Raw genomic sequence first — 22,254 nt, 5'->3', positions numbered from 1 at the left:
GATCGACCGGCGCGCTCGCTGGCACCCTCGCTGGCTGATGGCCGCGCCGCACCGGCTCGGCTTCGCCGGCGGTGCGTTGTGGCTGGGACTGGCGGGCGCCTGGTGGGCCGGCGTCCTGCTGGCCGCCTCGTCGGGGCTGTCGGTGCCATGGGCCGTGCCGCCGAGCCTTTCTCATGCGCTGCTGATGGGCTTCGCCAGCGCGCCGCTCTTCATCTCCGGATTTCTGTTCACGGCCGGACCCCGCTGGCTGGGACTCGACGGCCCGACCGCACAGGTGCTGCTCGCGCCCGTCGTGATGCAGGTCACCGGGTGGGGGGCCTTCGTCGCAGGCGCGCATCTGGACGCGAGACTGGCCGGCTTCGGCCTCGCCGCCGTGGCGGCTGGCTGGGGACTGGCCACGCTGCGCTTCGGCGCCCTGGTGCGGCGCAGCGGGCGGCCGGACCGCCTTCATCCCGCGCTGCTCTGCGCCGGGTGTGCAGCCGGCGCGCTGGGCCTCGCCCTGGCGGCGGGGGCGGTCGGGTCCGGGCGGTTCAACTTGCTGCGCCCGCTGGTGCACTGTCTGCTCTGGGGCAGCGTCGCCCAGGTCTTCGTTGTGGCCCTGCATCGCATGATCCCGGCCTTCGGCGGCGCCGGCCTTCCCGGTGAAGCGCCGTGGGCCGGCAAACCGGGGCTCATCGTGCTGGTCAGTGTCACCACCCTCGAGGCGGCGCTCGCTGCCGCCCAGGCGGCTGGCCTGCCGTTGCCGCGGCCCTTGCTGTGGGCCGCTGTTGCCATCGAGGGGGTTGGCACCGTGCTGCTCGGAGCCATCGTCGGACGGTGGCTCATCACCGGGCGCTGGTCAATCCGCCTGCTGGCCATGCTGCACATCGGATTCGCCTGGCTGGCACTGGCCTTGGCCCTGTCGGCCGCCGCCCATGCCGCCCAGGCGCTGGGCGGGTCGGGCCTCGGACTGGCCCCGCTGCACGCGCTGGGCGCGGGCTTCGTCGGCAGTGTGATGTTCGCCATGGTGGGGCGGGTGTCGGCGGGCCACGGCGGGCGCGTGGTGGCAGCGGACAACTGGCTGTGGCGGCTCTTCCTCGTGCTGCAGGTGGCGGCGCTGCTGCGGCTGGTGAGCGCACTGTGGGTGGGCCTGCAGCCGGCGATCGCACCCTGGGCCGCGGCGGCCTGGGGAGTGGCCGTGCTGGGTTGGGCCGGCCGCTACCTACAGTGGTACGGCACGCCGCGGCCGGACGGTCGCCCGGGCTGAAGCCGGTGTGTTGGAGGACGCGAGGCCGCACCGGGCCCGCAGTTCCGCCAATGCTTGACTCACCGCAAGGCGGAAAAAGGGCGGTCCGGCGAATCATCGGCGATGGCCTCCATCTCCCCCCCTGAACTGGTTTGCCCTGCAGGTTCCCTGCGGGCCCTCAAGCTGGCCGTGGACGCTGGCGCCGACGCCGTCTACCTCGGCCTGCGCAACGCCACCAACGCCCGCAACTTCGCCGGGCTCAACTTCGACGACGGGTCGCTGCGCGAAGGCGTCGCCTACGCGCGGGCCCGTGGCCGCAAGGTGCTGCTCGCCCTCAATACCTACGCACGCGCCAACAACCCGCAAGCCTGGCATGCCGCCGTGGACTCCGCGGCTGCCGCCGACGTGGATGCTTTGATCGTCGCCGACATTGCCATGATGGCCTACGCCCGTGAGCGGCATCCGCAGCTGCGGTTGCACCTGTCCGTCCAGGCGTCGGCCACCACGGCCGAGGCGATCGACTTCTACCAGCGCCACTACGGCATCCAGCGAGCCGTTCTCCCGCGCGTGCTGACCCTGTCCCAGGTGGGCCAGGTGCTGCGCCAGACCGGTGTGGAGATCGAGGTGTTCGGCTTCGGCAGCCTGTGCGTGATGGTCGAGGGGCGCTGCGCGCTGTCGTCCTTCGCCACCGGCCAGTCACCCAACAACGCCGGCGTCTGTTCACCGCCGTCCGCCGTGCGCTGGCAGGACCGCGACGGCGCGGTGGAAGCACGCCTGAACGGCTGGTTGATCGACCGCTACGAACCCGATGAACCGCGGGGCTACCCGACGCTGTGCAAGGGTCGCTTCGAGGTGGAGGGCAGCACCGACTACGCCATCGAGGAGCCCACCAGCCTCAACACCCTCGCCATCCTCCCGGACCTGATGCGCATGGGCGTTCGCGCCATCAAGATCGAGGGCCGTCAGCGCAGCCCCGCCTATGTCGAGCAGGTGACGCGCGTGTGGCGCCAGGCCATCGACGCCGCCGCCGCCGCACCAGACCGCTTCCGCGTCGAGCCGAGCTGGACCGCGGCGCTGGGTCACCTGGCCGAAGGACAGCAACACACCCTGGGGGCCTACGAACGGCCATGGCAATGAACGACAACGACCGCTTTGCAATCACGATCGGTCCGGTGCTCTACCACTGGAACCGGCAGACGCTGATGGACTTCTACGCCGAGATGGCCGACAGCGTGGCCGACACGCTTGTGCTCGGCGAGGTGGTGTGCTCGCGCCGGCACGAACTGAAGACGAGCGATTGGCTTGCCCTCGCGAAGGACCTGGCGGCCACCGGCAAGGAAGTGGTGCTCGGCACTCAGGTGCTGGTGGAGTCGGCCGCCGACGTGCGGACGCTGCGCCGTCTGGTCGAGGAGGGCGAACTGCTGGTGGAGGCGGGCGACCTGTCGGCCGTGTCGGTGCTGACCGAGACGGGCGCGCCCTTCGTCATCGGGCCGCATCTCAACGTCTACAGCCGGCCTGGCCTCACCGAGTACATCCGCCACGGCGGCATGCGCTGGGTGGCACCGGTCGAACTGGGGCTCGACGAAGTGGCGCGTATCCACGCTGGCGAGCCGACGGTGCCGACCGAGGTCTTCGCCCAGGGGCGCATGCCGCTGGCCTTCTCGGCCCGCTGTTTTACCGCACGCCACCATCGCCTGACGAAAGACCAGTGCGCCTTCCGCTGCGGCGAGGACCCGGACGGGCTCCTGCTCAGCACCTCGGATGGCGCCCCGTTCCTTGTGCTCAACGGCATCCAGACGCAGTCGGCGGCCCAGCAGTGCCTGATCGGCGAGGGCGAGGCCTTGCGTCGCGCGGGCGTCTCGCGCGTGCGCCTGTCGCCGTCATCGCGGGGCTTCGGCCAGGTGGTGGCGGCCTATGACGACGTGCTGAACCACGGCGGTGACCTGGACGCCGCCTTGCGCATGTTGCAGGGTCTTTCACTGCCAGGCGGTCCGGTGGACGGGTTCGCGCATGGACAGGCCGGCATGGCCTGGTCGCGCGCATGATGCCCGCCCTGCCCATGTGGGGTGACATCGCTGCCCGCGTTCGCCCGGTGTTGCAACGCCTGCCGATGCAGCCGCCCGGCCTGGCACTCGCCGCCCTGTTGAACCGGTTCCTGCGCCCCAAGCTGCCGGCGGACGCCGCGGAGGCGCTCTCGAACCGGACGGTGCAGATCGACGTCTCGGACCTCGGGCTCGTGCTGCGGCTGCGCCTGGGCGCCCACGGCTTCGGCCTGGCTGCCACAGGTGAACCGGTCGCGCTGCGCATTGCTGCGAGCGCGCCGGTGTTCCTGCGGCTGTTGCGTGGCGAGGACGATGCCGACCGGCTTTTCTTCGAGCGCATGATGGTGATGGAAGGGGACACCGAGTTCGGCCTCATCCTGAAGAACACCCTCGATGCCATCGGGCCGCTCTGGCACGCGCCGCAGCGGCACTGATGCCCTGGCGTGCGGTATGTCCCGACTCCGGGCCGCACGGGCGCCGGTGCTCGGGTGTTTGCGGCGCGTCAAACCCCTGTTGGTCGAAGAATGCGGAAATGGGCGGGCCATGAAACTGCCTGACTACTACGACGACGTGCCGCGCCTGCGCGTGCGCGACCCCCTCGCCCTGGCCCTCGGGGCTGCCGAGGACGGCATCCTCGAGTATGGCTATGGCGACGCGGTGCGCCTGGCCGGGCACTCCTGCCCCACGGTGGCCGGAGCCTATTGGCTGACCTGGCTTGCGCTCGAGCACCTGTACCCGGATTCACTTCCGGAACGGGGCGGTATCACCGTCGAGTTCCGCGACAACGAGGCGGACGGGAGCACCGGCGTGGCCGCCTGTGTCATCCAGATGCTCACCGGTGCCGCGGGGCCGGGCGGGTTCAAGGGGCTGGGCGGACGCTTCTCCCGGGCCTGGCTCCAGCGCTACACGCCGGACCTCCCGCTCAGCTTTCGCTTCACCCGCGTGGACGCCGGTGCCGCCGTCGACGTCGCGGCCGACCTGCAGATCCTGCCGGCGGACCCGTTGCTCAACGGCCTCATCAAGCGCTGCAGTCGCGGCGAGACGGACCCGGCCCTGCTTGCGGAGCTCGGCGAGCGCTGGCAGGCGCGGGTTCGCCACCTGCTGATCGACCTGGCCCGCGAGCCCGGCGTGTTCCTGCTGCGGCCCGTCGAGCGGCGACGCGCATGGCTCGTCCCCCGATCGCAGATGCTGCCCGTTGCCGATCGACGCGACGCTTGAACCGCCCGCCCATGGCGCACGCCGGGAACACCCTCCCACTCGTGTACTCCTGCTCCGGCTGCTCCAGCGCCGCGCAGCTGGCCAACCACCTGGCCGTCCGGCTGGACCGGGACAAGCACGCCGAGATGTCCTGCATCGCCGGCGTCGGTGGCAACGTGCGCAGCCTGGTGCGCCGCGCGCAGGAAGCCGCGGCCGCCGGGCGGCGGATCATCGCCATCGATGGCTGCATCCTGGCTTGTGCGCGCAGTTGCCTCGCCGAACGCGGCGTGACCCCGACCGACCACGTGCTGCTGGCCGAATCCGGGGTCTCGAAGAAGTACCACACCGACTTCGACCCGGCAGAGGCGGACCGCGTGTACGGCGAACTGAACGAGCGGCTCTCGCGGCCGCCGGCCTCTGACCCTGTCTGACCGGGCTGACCCGGCGACGAATCTCGTTGCCGCTCTCAGCTGGCGAAGACGCCGGCCGGGCTCTTCGTGATGGCGACCGACACCATGTAGCCGAACGTCAGGAGTGCCGCGACCCAGGCAGTGGCGCGTGTGCGCAGCGGGAACGACTGGCGCAGCGCCACGATGCCCAAGCCGATGTACACCATCAGCGCTGTCAGCTTGGCGAGCAGCCAGGGCGCGTTGACCGGGTCGAGGCGCAGCGTGAAGGCCAGCGTCAGTGCGGACAGGAGCAGCACCGAGTCCACGAGGTGGGGCACGCTGCGCGCTGCGCGGCCGCGCACCCACGCCGCTCCGGCCAGGGAGCCCGCGCCCCGTGCCACGAAGCCACAGAAGGACAGCGCGACGGCCGTCTGGTGAATCAGCTTGAGGGTGAAATAGTCCATGAGTCAGCCCGGCAGTCCATCGACGCGCGGGCGGGAAAGAATGGGCCAGTAGGATACGGTGTAGAGGGCGAAGGCGGCTGACCACAGCGCGGCCGAGCCGATGATGGCCTCGAGCAGCCATGCCGGAGCGGCCAGGGGCACGGCCACGCGCACGACGGCGGCTGCGGCCACGAGGCCGTAGCACACCACTTCGCTGTGGCTGGCCCGCAGGAGCCGGCCGGTGTGGCCGCGGGCCGTCCGCGTCATCATGCCGATCACCAGGCCGCCGATGCCGCCCACGGTCAGCGCATGGGTGGCGGCGGACGAGGTGCCCCAACCCAGCTCGGCCGCACCGCGCAGCACGAAGTACAGGACGATCCAGGCGTAGGCGAGGTGCAGCACCCACACGAGCGGCGTGCGCAGCGTGGTCCAGGGGCGCCACAGGACGAGGCGCGTGCCGTGCGCCAGCGCGCAGACCGCGAGCAGCAGGGCCAGGGGCATGCCGCGCAGCTGCAGCACATCGGCGGCGAGCAGCGCCAGCGCGGAACCGAGCGCCACCTTCTCCACGAGGGGCTGGCGAATGGCGCCTGCACCGGGGACGCCGTTGTTGGTGAACATCGGAATCACCCGCCCACCCATCACCGCCATGATGAAGAGCACCACGTCGAGGGCGATCTGGATGCCGACCCAGCCGGGCAGCGAGAGCACACCGAGGTGCGCGAGGTGCATGCCGAGCGCGGCGATCCCCATCAGGGCCAACAGTGCGATGAAGAAGTAGTTCCGCTTGTTGCGGGCCGCGATGAAGGGAACGGCGAGTGCCACGGCCGAAACCACGGGAAAGGCGACGTTCACGGCGGCCGCCGCCCAGGCGAAGGGCGTCAGCACCAGGATGCGCCCGGCAATCCACAGGGAGACGAGCAGGGCGAGCGGTGTTCCGGTGGGTGTCGGCCGTCCCGACCAGTTCTTGCCCGCCGTGAAGAGGAAACCGACGATCACCGCCTGGGTGAAACCGAACAGCATCTCGTGCGCGTGCCACATCGGTCCCTGCAGGTACGCACCGGCCATCAGGCCTGTGAACTGCAGCGCCCACAAGGCGATCGAGAGCGCGGCGAAGGCGCTGGCGACGAGGTAGAACGGACGAAAGCCAAGGTCGAACAGCGCGAAGTGCTGGCTGCCGGCGGGGGGGCGCGGCTCCTGGATGCGGATGAGCTGGGCCATGATCAAGTCTCCGAAGGCGAAACGTGTGAAGTCGAGCCCGCGCTGCGCCGGTGCGCCAGCGCGGCAGCGGCGACAGTGGCGCCGAACAAGGCCAGCGCCACGGCATTGGCTGCGATGCCCATGGGGCGCAGGCCCGGGTGGATCGTGCCGGCCGCCAGACGCGCCAGCAGGCTCAGGTGAAGCAGCACGAGGGGAAGGTAGAAGAAGGCGCCGTAGCGCAGCCGGATGCCGGCGACGGCGGGCAGGATGACCGGGACGTGGGCCATCATCATGCTCACGATGAAGCCGAGCCCGATGGCGTGCAGGGCGGCATCCCGCTCGGGGCAGCCGAGCGCCGTGCCCACCCATGCGACACCGCCGAGCCCAAGCCACACGTAGCCGCTCAGCAGGCAGACCGCCATGTAGCGGCTGAGCCCCTGGGTGCGCACGGTGCGGCGGGCGATGTCGAAGACCACCAGCCAGATGGCCAGCATGGTGAGCGCCACGCCATACAGCACGCCGCCGAAGGTGCCGGGCGCCGAGGACAGCGCGGCCGCGCCCAGCAGCAGACCGAGGATCGCGTAGAGGGCCGGCGCGGCGGCCGGCCGGCGCGGCATGAGCCGGGTCATCTCCAGCCGCTCGGCCGCGATGGTGAGGATGAGAAAGGCAAACCACCACGGCAGCACGGCTGCCGGTCCGCAGTTGGCGACGTACAGCACGTTGCCGATGCACCAGGCCACCGCCCCGACGAGCAGCAGAACGGTGTGGGCTGCCCGCTGCCGGTGAACGACAAGAACGTTGACCGCGGCGAAGGCCACGGACCCGGCCAGCAGCAGCCAGGCGCCCGCCCAGGGCGCGCCCGCCAGCAGCAGTATGGCGCCCACCGCACAGGCGACGGGGGCCACGAAGGCATCCGGCCGGTGCACTGCAACGGCACGCTCGATGCCGATGACGGTGCCGAGGAAGCCGCAGATCATCAGCGCGGCATGGGAGAGGGTCGCGGCGGCCAGCCAGCTGGCATCCGGTCGACCCAGCACGATGCCCGCCCTGGCGAGGCCACCGGCCACGCCGCTGACCACCAGCAAGGCCACCACGGCCAGGAACGAGAAGCGAATGAGCCGTTTGAGGGCGGACGGCTCGGCGCGGCGCGCGCGTTCCGGGGGCCGACGGTCGGGGTGCATGCTCACCAGCCCATCAGGCGCTTGCCCTGTTCGCTCATGCGCTCAGGCGTCCAGGGCGGCTCCCACACGAGCTCCACCTGGATCAGCAGGCCGGGCGGGATGACCTTGTCGAGCTCGGCCTCGGCCTCGTCGATGATCAGGTCGGCCACCGGGCAGGCGGCCGAGGTCATGGTGATGCAGACATGCGCCCGCTCGGCGGAGACCGTCACGCCGTAGATCAGGCCGACGTCGACGATGCTCATCGCGACTTCGGGGTCGACCACGCGCCGCAGCGCCTGGACGATGGGTTCACGAAGGTCTTCAGGGCCTTCGTAGGGAAAGGGGGTAATGCCGGCGCTCATGGGGCGGCCTTGCGTGCCGCGATGGAAGCCGGCGATTCGAAGAAGAGGGCCTGGACCAGCTGGTCACGGTTGGTGACGAGGTCGGCCAGGGTGTAGTTGTCGAGGACCTTGTAGAACGCGGAGATCGCCTCGGCGAGCACGCCGCGCAGGCGGCACACCGGGGCGATCACGCAATGGCTGGTGCCATCGTCGAAGCACTGGGCCGCGACGACCGCGCCCTCGGTGCGGCGGATCACCTGCCCGACGCAGATCGCGTCGGGCAGGCAGGCGAGGCCGATGCCGCCGCCCTTGCCACGCACCGTGGCCAGCCAACCTTCCTTGCCGAGGAAGTGGACGACCTTCGTGAGGTGGTGTTCAGACACCTCGAAGGCCGTTGCGATCTCGGCGATCGTGGCGCGCCGTTCCGGCCGCGCCGCGAGGAAGATCAGCACCCGCAGGCTGTAGTCCGTGAAGCTCGTGAGTTTCATGATCGGACTCTATACCTGCAGTCAGGCAGCGGCAGCTGCCGTGGCTTCGACCGGCACGCCGGCGGTCGGCCGGCGCAGCAGACGCAGCGCGTACAGCGCGAGGAACACGCTGCCGATGGCGAACACCACGTCACCCGGCACGCGGGCCCAGACGAAGGCTTCCATCACCGCCGAGTGCACGAACTCGGGCGAACGGGCGTACCACAGGCCCTTGGAGACGCTGGCCCAGGCCTGGTAGATGCCGGCGGGCAGCAGTGACATGAACACCATCATGCCGAGGCCGATGTTCAGGCTCCAGTAGGCCGGCTTGAGCAAGTTGTCAGCGTGCTGGCTGCGGTCGTACAGGCCCCGCAGGCAGAAGAGCATCAGGCCGATGCCGAGCATGCCGTACACCCCGAAGAGGGCAGCGTGACCGTGAGCAGCCGTCATGTTCAGGCCTTGCACGTAGTACAGCGAGGCAGGCGGGTTGATCGCGAAGCCGAGCACGCCGGCACCGACGGTGTTCCAGAAGCCCACGGCCACGAAGCAGAGCACCGGCCACTTGTAGGTGGCGAGCCACGGGGTTTCCTTGGACCGGCGATAGGTCTGCAGGGCTTCCAGGCCGATCAGGGTGAGCGGCACCACTTCGAGCGCGGAGAACACGGCACCGACGGCGATGACCGAGGTCGGCGTGCCGGTGAAGTACAGGTGGTGCAGCGTACCCAGGATGCCGCCGAACAGGAAGACGATGGTCTCGGCCACGATGGCGCGGTTGGCGCTCTCCGAGCGAACGAGGCCCAGCCTGGTGAAGATCAGCGCGATCACGGCGGTGGCGAACACCTCGAAGAAGCCTTCCACCCAGAGGTGGACGAGCCACCAGCGCCAGTACTCGACCATCGAGTAGTGCGTCGTCTTGCCCCAGACCAGCGAGGTGGCGTAGAAGCCGCCGATGCAGGTGGCCGACAGGAACACCATGGCGATCAGACCACGGGTCTCCGACTTGGTCTTGAGCGCGGGCCACAGGGCACGGCCGAGGAGGAACACCCAGAACAGCAGGCCCACGAACAGCAGGATCTGCCAGAAGCGGCCCATGCTGGTGAACTCGAGGCCCTGGTTGCCGATCCAGAAGCTGAAGTCGGTGCCGCCGCGTTGCAGCGTGCCGAGCCAGCCGGTGGCGGTGGAGCCGAGGACGATCGCGACGAGTGCGTAGAACAGCAGGTCGACGAGAACCTTCTGGCCCTTGGGCTCACGGCCGGACAGCAACGGTGCGATGTACAGGCCCGTGGCGAGCCAGGCGGTGGCGATCCAGAAGATGCCGATCTGCGTGTGGATGGTGCGGCTGACGACGTACGGCAGCACTTCGGTCATCGGAATGCCGAACATCGCGTCGCCTTCGACGGCGTAGTGGGCGGTGATGATGCCCATGCCGATCTGCAGCAGCATCAGGGCGATGACGATGAAGAAGTACTTGCGCGTGGCCTTCATCGAGGGCGTGGCGACTGCGCCGCGCAGCGGGTCGGCGGCGGGCGGAACAGCGGGCTCGTCATGGCGCTGGGCGCCATGGAACCACAGCATCGCCGCGATGGCGGCGATCAGGAGCACGATGCTGACCATCGTCCACATGGCGGCCGAACCGGTGAGGGTGTTGCCGACCAGCGGCTCGTGCGGCCAGTTGCTCGTGTACGAGAGGTTGGTCTCTCCAGGACGGTCGGTGACCGCGGCCCAGGCCGACCAGAAGAAGAACGCCGTGAGCGACTTGCGGTCAGCGGCATCCGGCAGCACACCGGTCGCCATGGCGTACTGCTCGCGCAGCTCGGCCATCTTCGGGTCGGTGCCGTACAGGCTTTCGTAGTGGCTGGCCACGGCGCGGATCGCCTTGGCGCGGTCCGGCGTCACCGTGACGGTGTTGCTGGCTTCGTCCCAGGTGTTGCGACGCATCTCGTCGCGCAGGCCCGCTTCCAGCGCGCCGCGGTCGGCGGCGGTCAGCGTGGTCGTGGCGCTGCGGTGCTGTTCGGTGCGCAGGGCGAGCAGGGTGGTGGCTTCGCGGTGCAGCCAGTCGGCCGACCAGTCGGGAGCGACGTAGCTGCCGTGGCCCCAGACGCTGCCGAACTGCTGGCCGCCGGCGGACAGCCAGACCTGCTGGCCGCGCTGGATGTCTTCAGCGGTATAGAGGACTTCGCCCTCGGTGGTGACGACCTTGGCGATCGGCGGGGCGGCCAGGTGGATCTGGTACCCGATGAAGCCGAGCGCCCCGAAGGACAGCACGAAGATGAGGCCGAGCCAGCGCCACAGCCTTTGATGTGAGTTCATGACCGGTTCCTATTGAAGGGAAGTTGACTCAGACGCCGCCGCCGCCGCAGCCACCGCCACAGCACGAACCACTGCTGCGTGCGGCCTGGATGCCCGGTTGGGTCCGTTCGATGCGCACGCGCCAGACTTCAGGACCGGTCTCGATCGGGGTCCAGCTGAACTGGCCCGGCAGGCGGTCGTGGAATTGGTAGTGCAGGGGACGCGGATCGTGGTCGTTGACCAGTTCCATGGCATGGCCCACCGCCAGTTGGTCGAAGGTCGAGAAGATCAGCGGATGTCGCTCGCGAGGCGGGATCGTGCGAATGTCGAGGGAAGAAGCGAGAGTCACCATGGGTTGCTCCGGGTCGGTGGGAAAGGTGTATTGCGAATGCACCTATTCTGGGAACCCGGCTCGAACGGCGCCTTGACCCCGGTCAAACCCGCATGACAAAGACCCTGCACTCGCACGGGCATGATTGCCGCCGCCGAGTCGCTCGGCGAAGGACAAGCGGGGTGCTTCGCGTGTCAGCACCGCAATCCGCGACGTGGTGGCGACGTGGGCTCGGCGGCATTGCCCTGCAAGGACGCCGCCCGAGCGGGCGGCCATGGGCTCGCCCGTCGACGGCGGCGGCGAGTCAGGCGAAGAAGCGGAACCCGGGCCCGTTCAGCGCCGGGTGACGAACACGTCGCACCAACCGCGACCTGCCACCAACTGGCCGGGGAACACGGTGCAGGGGCCCCAGGGGGCGTCGATCGGCGCCTTGTACAGGTCGCAGCGGGCGCAGTCCTGGTCGGGCGTGAACTTCGGGTAGCGCTTGCGGTCGACCCGCGCGGCGTCCTCGACGTAGCCGACAGCGACGGCATGCCGGTCATCCTCGCGAAGCGGACGCGGTGGGGCGGGCTTCCTCGCGGGCGGCGCTGCGGCCGCCGTGCCCGCACAGCCGAGGGTCGTGAGCAGGAAGGTGCGTCGGCTGGTCATGGCGTCTCCGGGATCACGACAGACTGGAAGTGCCCTCGGCGGAACACCACGAACCGCGTGCCCGACGCATGGCGCCATGCGAAGAGCTGGCGCGCCAGGTCGCCGCTGTCCGTGATGGGGCGGTCGTTCATGCCGACGAGGATGTCGCCTTCCTCGAATCCGGCGCGCAGCGCGAGGCTGTCGGCGGTCACCTCGCGCACCACCGCACCGGTGGTGGTCTTGCGACCCGCGGCGGCAGCGGCAGGGGGCGACACATCCTCGAAGCGGGCGCCCAGGCGCGGGCGGTCGAGCGCATCCGACTGGTTCTCGCGGGCGATCTGCTGGACGACCTCGATGGGAATCGACAGGCTGACGCCACCGCCGCCCTGCACCCCGACGACGGTGCGCACGTTCATCCCGACGACGGCCCCCGACAGGTCGAGCAGCGGGCCGCCGGAGTTGCCGGGGTTGAGCGCAATGTTCGTCTGGATGAAGAGGCCCTCCAGGTCTTCACTGAAGTGACGGGGGCCACCGCTCACGATGCCGGCCACCACGGAGCGGCGCAGGCCATAGGGCTCGCCCACGGCCAGGACCCAGTCGCCCGCCCTCAAGGACGATGCGCGGCCCAGCGGTGGCGGCCGAACGTCCGGCGCCTCGATGCGGATGATGGCGATGTCGAGTTCGCGATCCTCGGCGATGCGCTGGGCCTCGAAGATGCGCTGGTCCGACAGCCGAACGATGATGCGTGCGGCTTGCGAGGTGACATGGGCGGCGGTCACGATGGTCCCGGCGTCGTCGATGAAGAAGCCGGCACCGACCGTGCCCTCGGTGAGCGTCGCTTCGCCGGCCTGGGTGGTCGACACCTCGGTGCCGTACACGCCCACGACCCCGTGGACGGCTCGGTTCAGCGTGTGGGAGAAGGTCGCCGGCAGGCGTGTCGACGGAACGACGGTGCCGCAGCCGGTCAGCGCGACCGTGGCGAGGAGGGCGCCGGCGGCAAGCACGCCGCGCAGCGAGCACACCCGGCTGGCGCGAGCCCGTGTTCGGGCAGATGCGGGGACGAGGGCGGAGGCTGGGGCAAGGGGCATGTGCGGGGGCAGGCGACGGTCCGGCAAGTTTCCCCGTCGAGCGCAGGGCCGAGCTTGCGTTGGATCATGTTAGCGGACGGGCCTGGGCCCGCCACCGCATGCCCGGTCATCGCACGCAGAAGCGATCGAACCGGGCGGACATCTCGTGCACCAGCGAGGGCGGCACCCTGGCCTCCGGTTGACCGTCGAGGCGCGCGGGCTGGACGGCCCAGTGCGTGACACCGGCCTCGGCCAGCGCCTGGCCGAGCGCGAGCAGTTCGTCGGCGCCATAGAGCGAGGGATGCCAGGTCGTCCGGCACTCGTGCGCCACCCCGCTCGCCAGCACATGTTCGAGCGTGGCATGGACCCGGGGCCCCGCGCCCTGTACGCCCACGATGCCGTGGTGGCGGTGGTCAGGTGCCTTGACGTCGAGGCCGATCCAGTCGAGCCGCGGCAGGATCGCGGCCACGCGCTCCGGGTACATGCCGGCGGTGTGCAGGCCCACCTGGAAGCCCATTGCGCGCACCGCGTCGATGGCGTCCGGCAGGGCCGCCTGAAGGGTGGGCTCACCGCCGGAGAACACCACGCCGTCGAGCAGGCCCTGGCGCGTGCCAAGGAACGCGATCACCTGCTCCCACGACCAGGGCGTGGGAGCCGTCGGCGGGATCAGCGCCGGGTTGTGGCAGTAGCTGCACCGCCACGGACAGCCCTGCAGGAACACCACCGCGGCCAGGCGGCCGGGAAAGTCGATGGTGGTCAGCGGGGTGAGGCCCGCGACGCGCAGCTCGTCGCTCACGCTGCCTGCGCTCGCGCCGGCTCGGCGAAGAAGCAGCGCTCGGCATGCTCGCCCTTCTTGCCGATGTTGAAGCTGGCCACCGGGCGGTGGTAGCCCATCACGCGGGTCCAGACCTCACAGGGCTGGCGCTCGTCGTCGCGCAGGGTGAGGGTTTCTTGCGGGGTGCTCATCGTCATCACAGGTTCTCCTGGGTCGGTTGGGGAAGGGAAACGGAAGCGGGTAACTCGGCAAGCCGCGCGGCACGGCGCTTGTGTTCCAGCCGCTCCTCGTCGCACTTGGGGCAGAACGGGTGTTCGCCCGCGAGGTAGCCGTGGGTCGGGCAGATGGAGAAGGTCGGCGTGATGGTGATGTAGGGCAGGCGAAACCGCGTGAGCGAACGCCGCACCAGCTCGCGGCAGGCCGCTCCGCTGGAGAGCCGCTCGCCCATGTAGAGGTGCAGCACCGTGCCGCCGGTGTACTTCGACTGCAGCGCCTCCTGGCGGCTCAGGGCCTCGAACGGGTCGTCCGTGAAGCCGACCGGCAGCTGCGACGAGTTCGTGTAGTACGGCTGCTCGGTGGTGCCGGCCTGCAGGATGCCCGGCCAGCGCTTGCGATCCTCGCGGGCGAAGCGGTAGGTGGTGCCCTCGGCCGGCGTGGCCTCCAGGTTGTAGAGATGCCCGGTCTCTTCCTGGAAGTCGACGATGCGCGTGCGCACGTGATCGAGCAACCGGATCGCCAGCGCGTGGCCTGCCTCGGTGGTAATGTCCTCGGCATCGCCCGTGAAGTTGCGGACCATCTCGTTGATGCCGTTCACCCCCAGCGTGGAGAAGTGGTTGCGCAGTGTGCCCAGGTAGCGGCGCGTGTAGGGAAAGAGCCCCTGGTCCATCAACTGCTGGATGAGCTGGCGCTTGACCTCGAGGCTCGACTTGCCCAGTTCGAGCAGCCGGTCGAGCGCGCGCAGCAGCCCCGGCTCGTCACCGCGGTGCAGGTGGCCGAGCCGTGCGCAGTTGACGGTGACTACCCCCACGCTGCCGGTCTGCTCGGCGCTGCCGAAGAGCCCGTTGCCGCGCTTCAGGAGTTCGCGCAGGTCGAGCTGCAGGCGGCAGCACATCGACCGCACCATGTTCGGTTCCAGGTCCGAATTCACGAAGTTCTGGAAGTAGGGCAGGCCGTAGCGCGCGGTCATTTCGAAGAGCGCCTCGGCGTTCTCGGACTCCCACGGGAAGTCGCGCGTGATGTTGTAGGTCGGGATGGGGAAGGTGAAGACCCGGCCCTTGGCATCGCCGGCCATCATCACCTGGATGTAGGCGCGGTTGATCATGTCCATCTCGGCCTGCAGCTCGCCGTACATGAAGGGCATGGTCTCGCCGCCCACCACCGGAACCTGCTCGGCCAGATCGGCGGGGCAGGTCCAGTCGAAGGTGAGGTTGGTGAAGGGCGTCTGCGTGCCCCAGCGCGAAGGCACGTTGAGGTTGTAGATCAGCTCCTGCATGCACTGGCGCACCTGCTCGTACTGCATGCCGTCCTTGCGGACGAAGGGCGCCATGTAGGTGTCGAACGACGAGAAGGCCTGGGCACCCGCCCATTCGTTCTGCAGCGTGCCGAGGAAGTTGACGATCTGCCCCACGGCGGAGGACATGTGCCTGGGCGGCCCCGACTCCACCTTGCCCGGCACCCCGTTCAACCCCTCGTGCAGCAGGGTGCGCAGCGACCAGCCCGCACAGTAGCCGCTGAGCATGTCGAGATCATGGATGTGGATGTCCCCGTTGCGGTGCGCGGCACCGATCTCCGGGGCATAGACATGGGACAGCCAGTAGTTTGCCGTGACCTTGCCGGCCACGTTCAGGATCAGGCCGCCGAGCGAGTAGCCCTGGTTCGCGTTGGCATTGACCCGCCAGTCGTTGCGGTCCAGGTACTCGTTGATGGACGATTCCACGTCCACCAGCGTCTTGTGGTCCTGGCGCAGGCGCGCGTGCTGCTCGCGGTACACGATGTAGGCACGGGCGGTGCGCGGACGGTCGGCGCCGAGGAGCACCCGTTCCACGGTGTCCTGGATCTGCTCGACGTCCGGCCTGTCGACGCCGGACAGCTGAGCCAGCACGGTGGTGCACAGCCGCTCGATGTCCTCGGGGCTGCATTCCCCGGTGGCCGCACATGCCTGACGCAGGGCGCGCTCGATCTTGCCGGGGTCGAAACCGACGCGGCGGCCGTCTCGCTTCAGGACGTGGCGGGGAAGTTCGGTCGGATAGAGGGGCGTGCTCATGGTGGCTGGGCTGACAACACTAGATGTGGTGTGTAGCCTAGCCGGCGAACACTAAATGTGGGTTTGCGGCATCGCAAACCCAGTGGGATTACCGGTGTGTCGCCTGGATCTGGTCGATCTGCTCGTCCTTGTCCTTCCACATGCTCGACAGCCAGCGGTGGAAGGCGGAGCGGAAGGCCGAGTCGGCGGTGTAGTCGCTGGTCACGAACTCCGGCGGGATGGGCACCTGCCGGACCCGCACCACGATGCGGCCCGCCTGGCCGCTCGCGAATTCCCAGAAGGACGGTACGCCGTCGGGGTAGACGATGGTCACGTCGATCAGCGACTCGAACTTCGTGCCCATGGCATTGAGCGCCATGGCCATGGCCCCGGCCTTGGGCTTGAGCAGGTGCCGATAGGGCGAGCTCGAGGCCTGGTGCTTCTCGGGCGTGATGCGCGTGCCCTCGGCGAAGTTCATCACGCTCGTCGGCACGGCGCGGAACTTCTCGCAGGCGCGGCGCGTGGTCTCCCGGTCTTCGAGGCGAAGCTCGGGGCGCTTGCGCAGCGCGGCGCGGGAGTGGCGCTTCATGAAGGGAAAGTCGAGTGCCCACCAGGCCAGGCCGATCACGGGCACGTAGATCAGCTGCTGCTTCAGAAAGAACTTCAGCATCGGGATGCGGCGGTTCAGCACGCGCTGCAAGACGAAGATGTCGACCCACGACTGGTGGTTGCAGTTCACGAGATACCAGCCGGCATAGCGCAGGTTCTCGACCCCCTCGACGTCCCAGGGGGCTCGCTGGATCAGCCCGATCCAGCGGCTGTTCCAGGCGATCCAGCGGGTGGCGATGCCGTTCAGGACGGGGTCGATGCGCTTGCGGCCCCAAGCCTTGGGGAGCACCCATTTGGGAAGGGCCAGCATGAAGAGCAGGGAACACCAGAAGAGGGTGTTCACCGCCAGGAGCAGGCAGGTCAGGCTGCCGAGGAGTGTGGTTCGCAGGGTATGGATCATGGGTGGGCGAATGCGCGCACGGCGCTCCGCGAGGTCTTGAAGATGCTCACCGCCTCGACCAGGTGAACCGCTTGCTGGCTGAGGCTTTCCGCGGCAGCGGCGCTTTCCTCCACGAGGGCCGCGTTCTGCTGCGTGACCTGGTCGAGCTGATGAACCGCACAGCCTACCTGGTCAATGCCGAGATTCTGCTCCTTCGTGGCGGTGCTGATCACGTTGATCAGCGACGCCACATGTTGCACCTGGCTGACGATCTGCTCCATGGCGACCCCGGCGTGGCCCGCCAGGCGGCTGCCGGCGTCCACCCGCCTGAGGCTGTCCTCGATGAGCGTCTTGACCTCCTTGGCTGCCACGGCGCTGCGCTGCGCCAGGTGGCGCACCTCACTCGCGACCACGGCAAAGCCACGGCCGTGCTCCCCGGCGCGGGCGGCTTCGACCGCGGCGTTGAGTGCCAGGATGTTGGTCTGGAAGGCGATGCCGTCGATCACGCCGATGATGTCGGTCACCCGGGCGCTGCAGGTGGTGATCTCGGACATGGTTTCGGTGACTTGGCGGACCACGTCGCCGCCGGCGGTGGCCGCGTCGCGTGCCGAGTCGGCGAGGGCGCAGGCCTGCTGCGCGGTTTCGGCGTTCGAGCGCACGGTGCCGGTCAGCTCCTCCATCGAGGCGGCCGTCTGTTGCAGGTTGCTCGCCTGCGACTCGGTGCGCTGGCTCAGGTCGGCGTTGCCGCTGGCGATCTGGCTCGATGCGGTGGCAATGGAGTCCGAGCTTTGCCGCACGCGATCGACCGTGGCGGCCAGGCTGTCGTTCATCGTGCGCAGGGCGGTGAGCAGGCGAGCCGTCTCGTCGCGACCCTGGACGTCGATGCGGCTGCTCAGGTCGCCGGCGGCGACTGCTTCGGCCACCAGCACGGCGCGACCGATGGGCCGGATGATGGAGCGCGCCAGCAGCCACGCGAGCACGACGCCAAGCGCGAACGTGCCAGCGCCGACGGCCAGCATCACGGTGCGGGTGGTGCCGATCCGGCCGGCGATCTCGACACCGCGCGCATCGACCAGGCGGTCCTGCAGCTCGCTCATGGCGGTCACATGGCCCTGGAGCACGCCGATGGCCGGCAGGGTCTCGTTCATCAACAGCCGGGTGGCTTCGTCGCGCTGACCGGCGGCGAGCAGGCGGTCCACCTGCGTGAAGGAGGTCACGTAGGCGCTGCGGGTGCGGGCGATGTCGCCGAGCAGGCGGCGGCCCTCCGGGGTGTAGACCAGGCGGTCGAGGGTGGCCAGGTCGGCCGTGATCTGCTGCTTGTTGCGGTCGATGTGCTGGCGGACAGCCGCCTGTTGGGCAGGGTCCTGCACGAAGAAGAACTCCATCGTGCGTCGCGCGTTCTCGCGCATCAGTGCATTCATCGACGCGGCGGCTTTTGCCTTCGCCCAGTCGACGTGGACGATCTTGTCGGCGGCGTCGCCGACGCGGTGGAAGCCGCCGATGGCCAGGGCCACGATGGCCGCCAGCATGAGAAGGAGGAGGCCGAATCCGAGTCCGAGGCGGGGCCCCAGGCGAAGGTTGGCAAGAGCATTCATGACAGTGGAGGGGGCTCGAAGGGACGGCACGTGGGTGAGGTCACGTGCCCAAGGGCGGCCGGTGTGGATGACACCAGGGGTGAACCGCCAGCGAGCCCGTAGCGTGACAGTGCGACCGGGACAGCGATTTGCGCGGCGTCAAATCGCTCCGGCCGTCGGCGTGACGCCGTGCACGCCCTGACGCTGCACCCAGGGCTCAGGCGCGCAGTCGCGCCGCCATGCCCGGCGACGTCCACAGGCCGGCATCGCGGCCGACGATGAGGGCGTCGACACCCTGCATCGGCGCCAGCAACCGGCGCCCGGCGTCGCTGCCCGCAGCCATGATGGTGGCACCCAGGCCGTTGATGTCGTCGACGCGTCGCGACACCAGCGTGACCCCGCGCGGGCCCTGCGTCGGAAGACCCGTGCGGGGGTCCAGGATGTGGTGATAGCGACGGCCCGCCTGCACGAAGCAGCGTTCGTAGTCGCCGGACGAGGCGACGATGCCGTCGTTCAGCGAGAGGGTGCCCAGCACGCGCTCGGGTGCGCGCGGGTCGCGCAGGCCCACGCGCCACGGACGGCCCTCGAGGTGGCCGGTGGTCAGCACGTCGCCGCCACCGTTCACCATGGCGCCTTCGATGCCCTGGCGCTGCAATGCCAGCAGGCCGGCGTGCAGGATGGGCAGCTTGGCGACGCCGCCCAGGTCGATGCGCATGCCGCGGCGACGCAGGAAGGCGCGACCCTGGGCAGGGTCGAGCTGCAGGTCACGGTAGTTGACCAGGGCCTGCTCGCGAGCGAGTTCGGCGGCGTCGGGAATTCGGGGCTGGGCGGGATCGAAGGCCCAGCCGGCATAGGCGCCGACCGTGATGTCGAAGGCGCCGGCGCTGCGTTCGGAGAGATCGCGCGCCGCCTGCAGCGTGCGCAGCATCTCGGGCGGCACCACGACCGGCTGCACGCCGGCCGCGAGTTGCAGTGCATGCACCGTGTTGCCGGTGCGATAGCGGCTCATGGCATCGGCGAGGCGGGTCATCTCGGCCCAGGCTGCCGTCATGGCTTCCTGGGCGGCATCGGCGCTGCGCCCATGCACGGTGAGCGTGACCCGCGTTCCCATGAGGTCACGCGATGCCTGCTGCACCTGCGCCGATGCGAATGCGGGTTGCAGGAACAACCCCGTCGCCAGCAGCGGCAGACCGGCGACGATGCGCCGGCGTTGAAGATCGGTGGAGACGGGGAGGTTCATGGTTCGATCAGCTCGACTGGCCCACCATGTAGTCGACGGCGGCCTTGACGTCGTCATCGCTCAGCGCGCTGCTGCCGCCCTTGGGTGGCATCACGCCCTTGCTGCCGGTGAAGCCTTCGATCGCATGCTTGTAGAGCGTGTCCTTGCCCTGGGCGATGCGCGGGCCCCACTCGGCCTTGTCGCCGGGCTTCGGGGCACCGGCCACGCCTGCGGCATGGCACAGCGAGCAGGCCTTGCCGTACACCGACTTGCCGACGGCAGCCGTGTCGGTGCCGCCCGCGGCCGCAGCGGCGGAGGCGCCAGCGGGAGCCGCGTCGGCAGCGGGGGACGCGGCCGGTGCCGGCTCGGCGGGGACGGTGGCGGCAGGAGGTGCCGTTTCGGCCGGGGCCGGCGCTGCGGGTTCCTGCTTGCTGCAGGCGCTCAGGAACAGGGCGGCTGCGGCCCAGGCGATCAGGCGGGTCTTCATCATTGGTGGAGCTCCTTGGTTTGAGGGATGCGGCCATTCTATGGAGTGGGGCAGCGTTTGCCGCGTTTCCCACTTCGCAGAAGGTGCATGAGTTTGACTCTTTTTGTTGGTGGCTTGCGCTGGATCAGACGGCCGAACGGGGAGGGCGACGAACATTCGCACCGAGCCAACATCTCTCAACCCCGCCTACATCCAGGCAGATCGCATCTCAAGGACTCCCATGAAGCAGGACCCCACTTCCCACCTCACTCTCGAGGGCGGACTCGGACGTCGCAGGTTTCTCAATACCGCAGCAGTGGTCGGTCTCGCGGGCGTGGCCGCCTGCACGGACAAGTCCGGTGCAACGGCCGCCACGGCCGCTTCGGCCGCATCGCAGGCCCCGGGCCATTCCGCTGCCAACGCCGTCCACCTGAAGCCGGGTGAGCTCGACACGTACTACGGTCTCTGGAGCGGCGGGCACACCGGCGACATGCGCGTGCTCGGACTGCCGTCCGGCCGCGAGATCCATCGCATTCCCTGCTTCGTGCCGGACGCCCTCGTGGGCTGGGGCGTGACGAACGAATCGAAGAAGGTCATGGGCACGAAGCCCAACGGCGACCTGCGCTACACCGTGGGCGACAGCCACCACACGCACGCCTCCTACAAGGACGGCAACTACGACGGTCGCTACGCCTGGATCAACGACAAGATCAACAGCCGCATCGCCCGCATCCGTCTCGACTACTTCGTGTGCGACAAGATCACCGAGCTGCCCAACGTGCAGGGCTTCCACGGCATCTTCCCCGACAAGCGTGACCCGGTCGATCCGAAGATCAACTACACCACCCGCGTGTTCTGTGGCGCCGAGTTCGCCATCCCGCTGCCGAATACCGGCACTGAAGACGCCACCACCTATCGCTCGCTGTTCACCTGCGTGGACGCCGAGACGATGGAAGTCCGCTGGCAGGTGATGATCGACGGCAACTGCGACCTGACCGCCACCTCGTATGACGGCAAGCTGGCCGCAACGAACCAGTACAACACCGAGCGCGGCGCCCGCTACGAGGACATGATGTCCGCCGAGCGCGATGCCTGCCTGTTCTTCAACGTGGCCCGCATCGAGGAAGCGGTCAAGGCCGGCAAGTTCAAGACCATCGGCAACTCGAAGGTGCCGGTCGTCGACGGCACGCTCGAGTCCAACAAGGACCCGAAGACCGCGCTGACCGCCTACGTGTCGGTGCCGAAGAACCCGCACGGCGTGAACGCGAGCCCGGACCAGAAGTACTTCATCTGCGCCGGCAAGCTCTCGCCCACGGTCACGGTCATCGAACTGTCGCGCGTGCTCGACTGGTTCGACGGCAAGCTGGCCAAGCTCGACGAGTCGATCGTTGCCGAAGTGGAAGTGGGCCTGGGCCCGCTGCACACCGCCTTCGACGGACGCGGCAACGCCTACACCACGCTGTTCCTCGACAGCCAGGTGGTGAAGTGGAACATCGAGGCCGCGATCAAGTTCCAGAAGGGCGACAAGGCGGCCAAGTACGTGGTCGACCGCCTGGACGTGCAGTACCAGCCGGGCCACGTCAACGCCTCGCAGTCCGAAACCATCGCCGCCGACGGCAAGTTCCTTGCCGTGGGTTGCAAGTTCTCCAAGGACCGCTTCCTGCCGGTCGGCCCGCTGCACCCGGAGAACGAGCAGCTGATCGACATCTCCGGCGAGAAGATGGTCCTGCTGGCTGACCACCCTGTGCGTGGCGAGCCGCACGACTTCATCATCTTCAAGCGCGAACTGCTGAGCCCGAAGCCCGTCTACGCGCTGGATGACTTCCCGCTCGCCGTGAAGGACCCGAAGGAGTCGGGCGTCGTTCGCAACGGTCGCAAGGTGACGGTGAAGATCACCTCGCAGGCGCCGGCCTTCAGCCTGCGCGAGTTCAAGGTGAAGAAGGGCGACGAAGTCACCCTCATCCTCACCAACCTCGACAAGGTGGAAGACCTCACGCACGGCTTCGCGATCCCGAAGTACAACGTGAACTTCATCGTCAACCCGCAGGAGACGGCGTCGGTGACCTTCATCGCCGACACCCCGGGGGTGTTCTGGGCCTACTGCACCCACTTCTGCCATGCGCTGCACCTCGAGATGCGCAGCCGCATGATCGTGGAGGCCTGACCTCCTCTCCGTTTCCCAGCGAAGCAACCCGCAGGCCTCACGGCCTGCGGG

23 protein-coding genes are annotated in these 22,254 nt (G+C 69.0%); 7 read left to right on the top strand and 16 right to left on the bottom strand.

Annotation, left to right across the window (positions count from 1 at the left end; all coding sequences use genetic code 11):
- Positions 1 to 37: 37 nt before the first annotated feature.
- The 6 genes from ACSQ2F_RS09320 to ACSQ2F_RS09295 all read left to right on the top strand — a co-directional run bounded on the left by ACSQ2F_RS09320 (position 38) and on the right by ACSQ2F_RS09295 (position 4,895).
- Positions 38 to 1,246, top strand: coding sequence for an NnrS family protein (locus tag ACSQ2F_RS09320; protein ID WP_436022018.1), 1,209 nt, complete (start codon positions 38 to 40; stop codon positions 1,244 to 1,246).
- 102 nt (positions 1,247 to 1,348) lie between these two features.
- A complete protein-coding gene (gene ubiU, locus ACSQ2F_RS09315) occupies positions 1,349 to 2,362 on the top strand; it encodes a ubiquinone anaerobic biosynthesis protein UbiU (RefSeq protein ID WP_436022016.1) in 1,014 nt (337 codons plus the stop codon).
- Entirely contained in the window at positions 2,353 to 3,270 is a 918-nt protein-coding gene (locus ACSQ2F_RS09310) for a U32 family peptidase (protein ID WP_436022014.1), read from the top strand. Before ubiU ends, ACSQ2F_RS09310 begins: the two co-directional genes overlap by 10 nt.
- Positions 3,267 to 3,701 carry a ubiquinone anaerobic biosynthesis accessory factor UbiT gene (gene ubiT / locus ACSQ2F_RS09305; protein WP_436022012.1) on the top strand — a complete coding sequence of 145 codons (435 nt, stop codon included), beginning with the start codon at positions 3,267 to 3,269 and terminating at the stop codon, positions 3,699 to 3,701. Before ACSQ2F_RS09310 ends, ubiT begins: the two co-directional genes overlap by 4 nt.
- 109 nt (positions 3,702 to 3,810) lie before the next feature.
- Positions 3,811 to 4,485, top strand: coding sequence for a hypothetical protein (locus ACSQ2F_RS09300; RefSeq protein WP_436022010.1), 675 nt, complete (start codon positions 3,811 to 3,813; stop codon positions 4,483 to 4,485).
- Positions 4,486 to 4,526: 41 nt separating this feature from the next.
- Positions 4,527 to 4,895 carry a putative zinc-binding protein gene (locus ACSQ2F_RS09295; RefSeq protein WP_436022008.1) on the top strand — a complete coding sequence of 123 codons (369 nt, stop codon included), beginning with the start codon at positions 4,527 to 4,529 and terminating at the stop codon, positions 4,893 to 4,895.
- Positions 4,896 to 4,930: 35 nt separating this feature from the next.
- Here the strand turns inward: ACSQ2F_RS09295 and ACSQ2F_RS09290 are convergent, their stop codons facing one another.
- The 16 genes from ACSQ2F_RS09290 to ACSQ2F_RS09215 all read right to left on the bottom strand — a co-directional run bounded on the left by ACSQ2F_RS09290 (position 4,931) and on the right by ACSQ2F_RS09215 (position 20,063).
- Positions 4,931 to 5,317: a SirB2 family protein gene (locus ACSQ2F_RS09290; RefSeq protein ID WP_436022006.1), complete on the bottom strand. Its 387-nt coding sequence runs from the start codon at positions 5,315 to 5,317 to the stop codon at positions 4,931 to 4,933.
- A gap of 3 nt (positions 5,318 to 5,320) precedes the next feature.
- The gene (locus ACSQ2F_RS09285) at positions 5,321 to 6,514 is read right to left on the bottom strand and encodes an NnrS family protein (RefSeq protein ID WP_436022004.1); all 1,194 of its coding nucleotides are present in this window, start codon (positions 6,512 to 6,514) and stop codon (positions 5,321 to 5,323) included.
- Between the two features lie 2 nt (positions 6,515 to 6,516).
- The gene (locus ACSQ2F_RS09280; protein ID WP_436026781.1) at positions 6,517 to 7,674 is read right to left on the bottom strand and encodes a hypothetical protein; all 1,158 of its coding nucleotides are present in this window, start codon (positions 7,672 to 7,674) and stop codon (positions 6,517 to 6,519) included.
- Positions 7,675 to 7,676: 2 nt separating this feature from the next.
- A complete protein-coding gene (locus tag ACSQ2F_RS09275; protein ID WP_436022002.1) occupies positions 7,677 to 8,015 on the bottom strand; it encodes a metal-sulfur cluster assembly factor in 339 nt (112 codons plus the stop codon).
- On the bottom strand, positions 8,012 to 8,482 hold the full coding sequence (locus tag ACSQ2F_RS09270; RefSeq protein ID WP_436022000.1) for an RrF2 family transcriptional regulator: 471 nt from the start codon (positions 8,480 to 8,482) through the stop codon (positions 8,012 to 8,014). The genes ACSQ2F_RS09275 and ACSQ2F_RS09270 overlap by 4 nt, the downstream gene beginning before the upstream one ends.
- 21 nt (positions 8,483 to 8,503) lie before the next feature.
- A complete protein-coding gene (locus ACSQ2F_RS09265) occupies positions 8,504 to 10,771 on the bottom strand; it encodes a nitric-oxide reductase large subunit (RefSeq protein ID WP_436021998.1) in 2,268 nt (755 codons plus the stop codon).
- 28 nt (positions 10,772 to 10,799) lie between these two features.
- Complete coding sequence (locus ACSQ2F_RS09260; RefSeq protein WP_436021996.1) at positions 10,800 to 11,102, bottom strand: DUF2249 domain-containing protein; 303 nt, start codon at positions 11,100 to 11,102, stop codon at positions 10,800 to 10,802.
- A gap of 312 nt (positions 11,103 to 11,414) precedes the next feature.
- On the bottom strand, positions 11,415 to 11,729 hold the full coding sequence (locus ACSQ2F_RS09255) for a high-potential iron-sulfur protein (protein WP_436021994.1): 315 nt from the start codon (positions 11,727 to 11,729) through the stop codon (positions 11,415 to 11,417).
- Positions 11,726 to 12,796, bottom strand: coding sequence for a S1C family serine protease (locus ACSQ2F_RS09250; RefSeq protein WP_436021992.1), 1,071 nt, complete (start codon positions 12,794 to 12,796; stop codon positions 11,726 to 11,728). Before ACSQ2F_RS09250 ends, ACSQ2F_RS09255 begins: the two co-directional genes overlap by 4 nt.
- A 106-nt stretch (positions 12,797 to 12,902) precedes the next feature.
- Positions 12,903 to 13,571: an anaerobic ribonucleoside-triphosphate reductase activating protein gene (locus tag ACSQ2F_RS09245; RefSeq protein WP_436021990.1), complete on the bottom strand. Its 669-nt coding sequence runs from the start codon at positions 13,569 to 13,571 to the stop codon at positions 12,903 to 12,905.
- Entirely contained in the window at positions 13,568 to 13,741 is a 174-nt protein-coding gene (nrdD, locus tag ACSQ2F_RS09240; protein ID WP_436021988.1) for an anaerobic ribonucleoside-triphosphate reductase, read from the bottom strand. Before nrdD ends, ACSQ2F_RS09245 begins: the two co-directional genes overlap by 4 nt.
- A 5-nt stretch (positions 13,742 to 13,746) precedes the next feature.
- A complete protein-coding gene (locus ACSQ2F_RS09235; protein WP_436021986.1) occupies positions 13,747 to 15,813 on the bottom strand; it encodes a ribonucleoside triphosphate reductase in 2,067 nt (688 codons plus the stop codon).
- A gap of 88 nt (positions 15,814 to 15,901) precedes the next feature.
- The gene (locus tag ACSQ2F_RS09230; RefSeq protein ID WP_436021984.1) at positions 15,902 to 16,801 is read right to left on the bottom strand and encodes an acyltransferase; all 900 of its coding nucleotides are present in this window, start codon (positions 16,799 to 16,801) and stop codon (positions 15,902 to 15,904) included.
- Complete coding sequence (locus tag ACSQ2F_RS09225; protein WP_436021982.1) at positions 16,798 to 18,375, bottom strand: methyl-accepting chemotaxis protein; 1,578 nt, start codon at positions 18,373 to 18,375, stop codon at positions 16,798 to 16,800. The genes ACSQ2F_RS09230 and ACSQ2F_RS09225 overlap by 4 nt, the downstream gene beginning before the upstream one ends.
- A 196-nt stretch (positions 18,376 to 18,571) precedes the next feature.
- The gene (locus ACSQ2F_RS09220; RefSeq protein ID WP_436021980.1) at positions 18,572 to 19,594 is read right to left on the bottom strand and encodes an FAD:protein FMN transferase; all 1,023 of its coding nucleotides are present in this window, start codon (positions 19,592 to 19,594) and stop codon (positions 18,572 to 18,574) included.
- A gap of 7 nt (positions 19,595 to 19,601) precedes the next feature.
- Positions 19,602 to 20,063: a c-type cytochrome gene (locus ACSQ2F_RS09215; protein ID WP_436021978.1), complete on the bottom strand. Its 462-nt coding sequence runs from the start codon at positions 20,061 to 20,063 to the stop codon at positions 19,602 to 19,604.
- A gap of 217 nt (positions 20,064 to 20,280) precedes the next feature.
- Between ACSQ2F_RS09215 and nosZ the strand changes: the two genes are divergently transcribed.
- Complete coding sequence (gene nosZ / locus ACSQ2F_RS09210; RefSeq protein ID WP_436021976.1) at positions 20,281 to 22,203, top strand: TAT-dependent nitrous-oxide reductase; 1,923 nt, start codon at positions 20,281 to 20,283, stop codon at positions 22,201 to 22,203.
- The last annotated feature ends 51 nt before the right edge of the window (positions 22,204 to 22,254 follow it).

Origin of the sequence: Rhizobacter sp. LjRoot28 (assembly GCF_964253025.1) — a bacterium.
GTDB lineage: Bacteria > Pseudomonadota > Gammaproteobacteria > Burkholderiales > Burkholderiaceae_C > Rhizobacter.
This window is presented reverse-complemented; position numbering and strand designations above follow the sequence as displayed.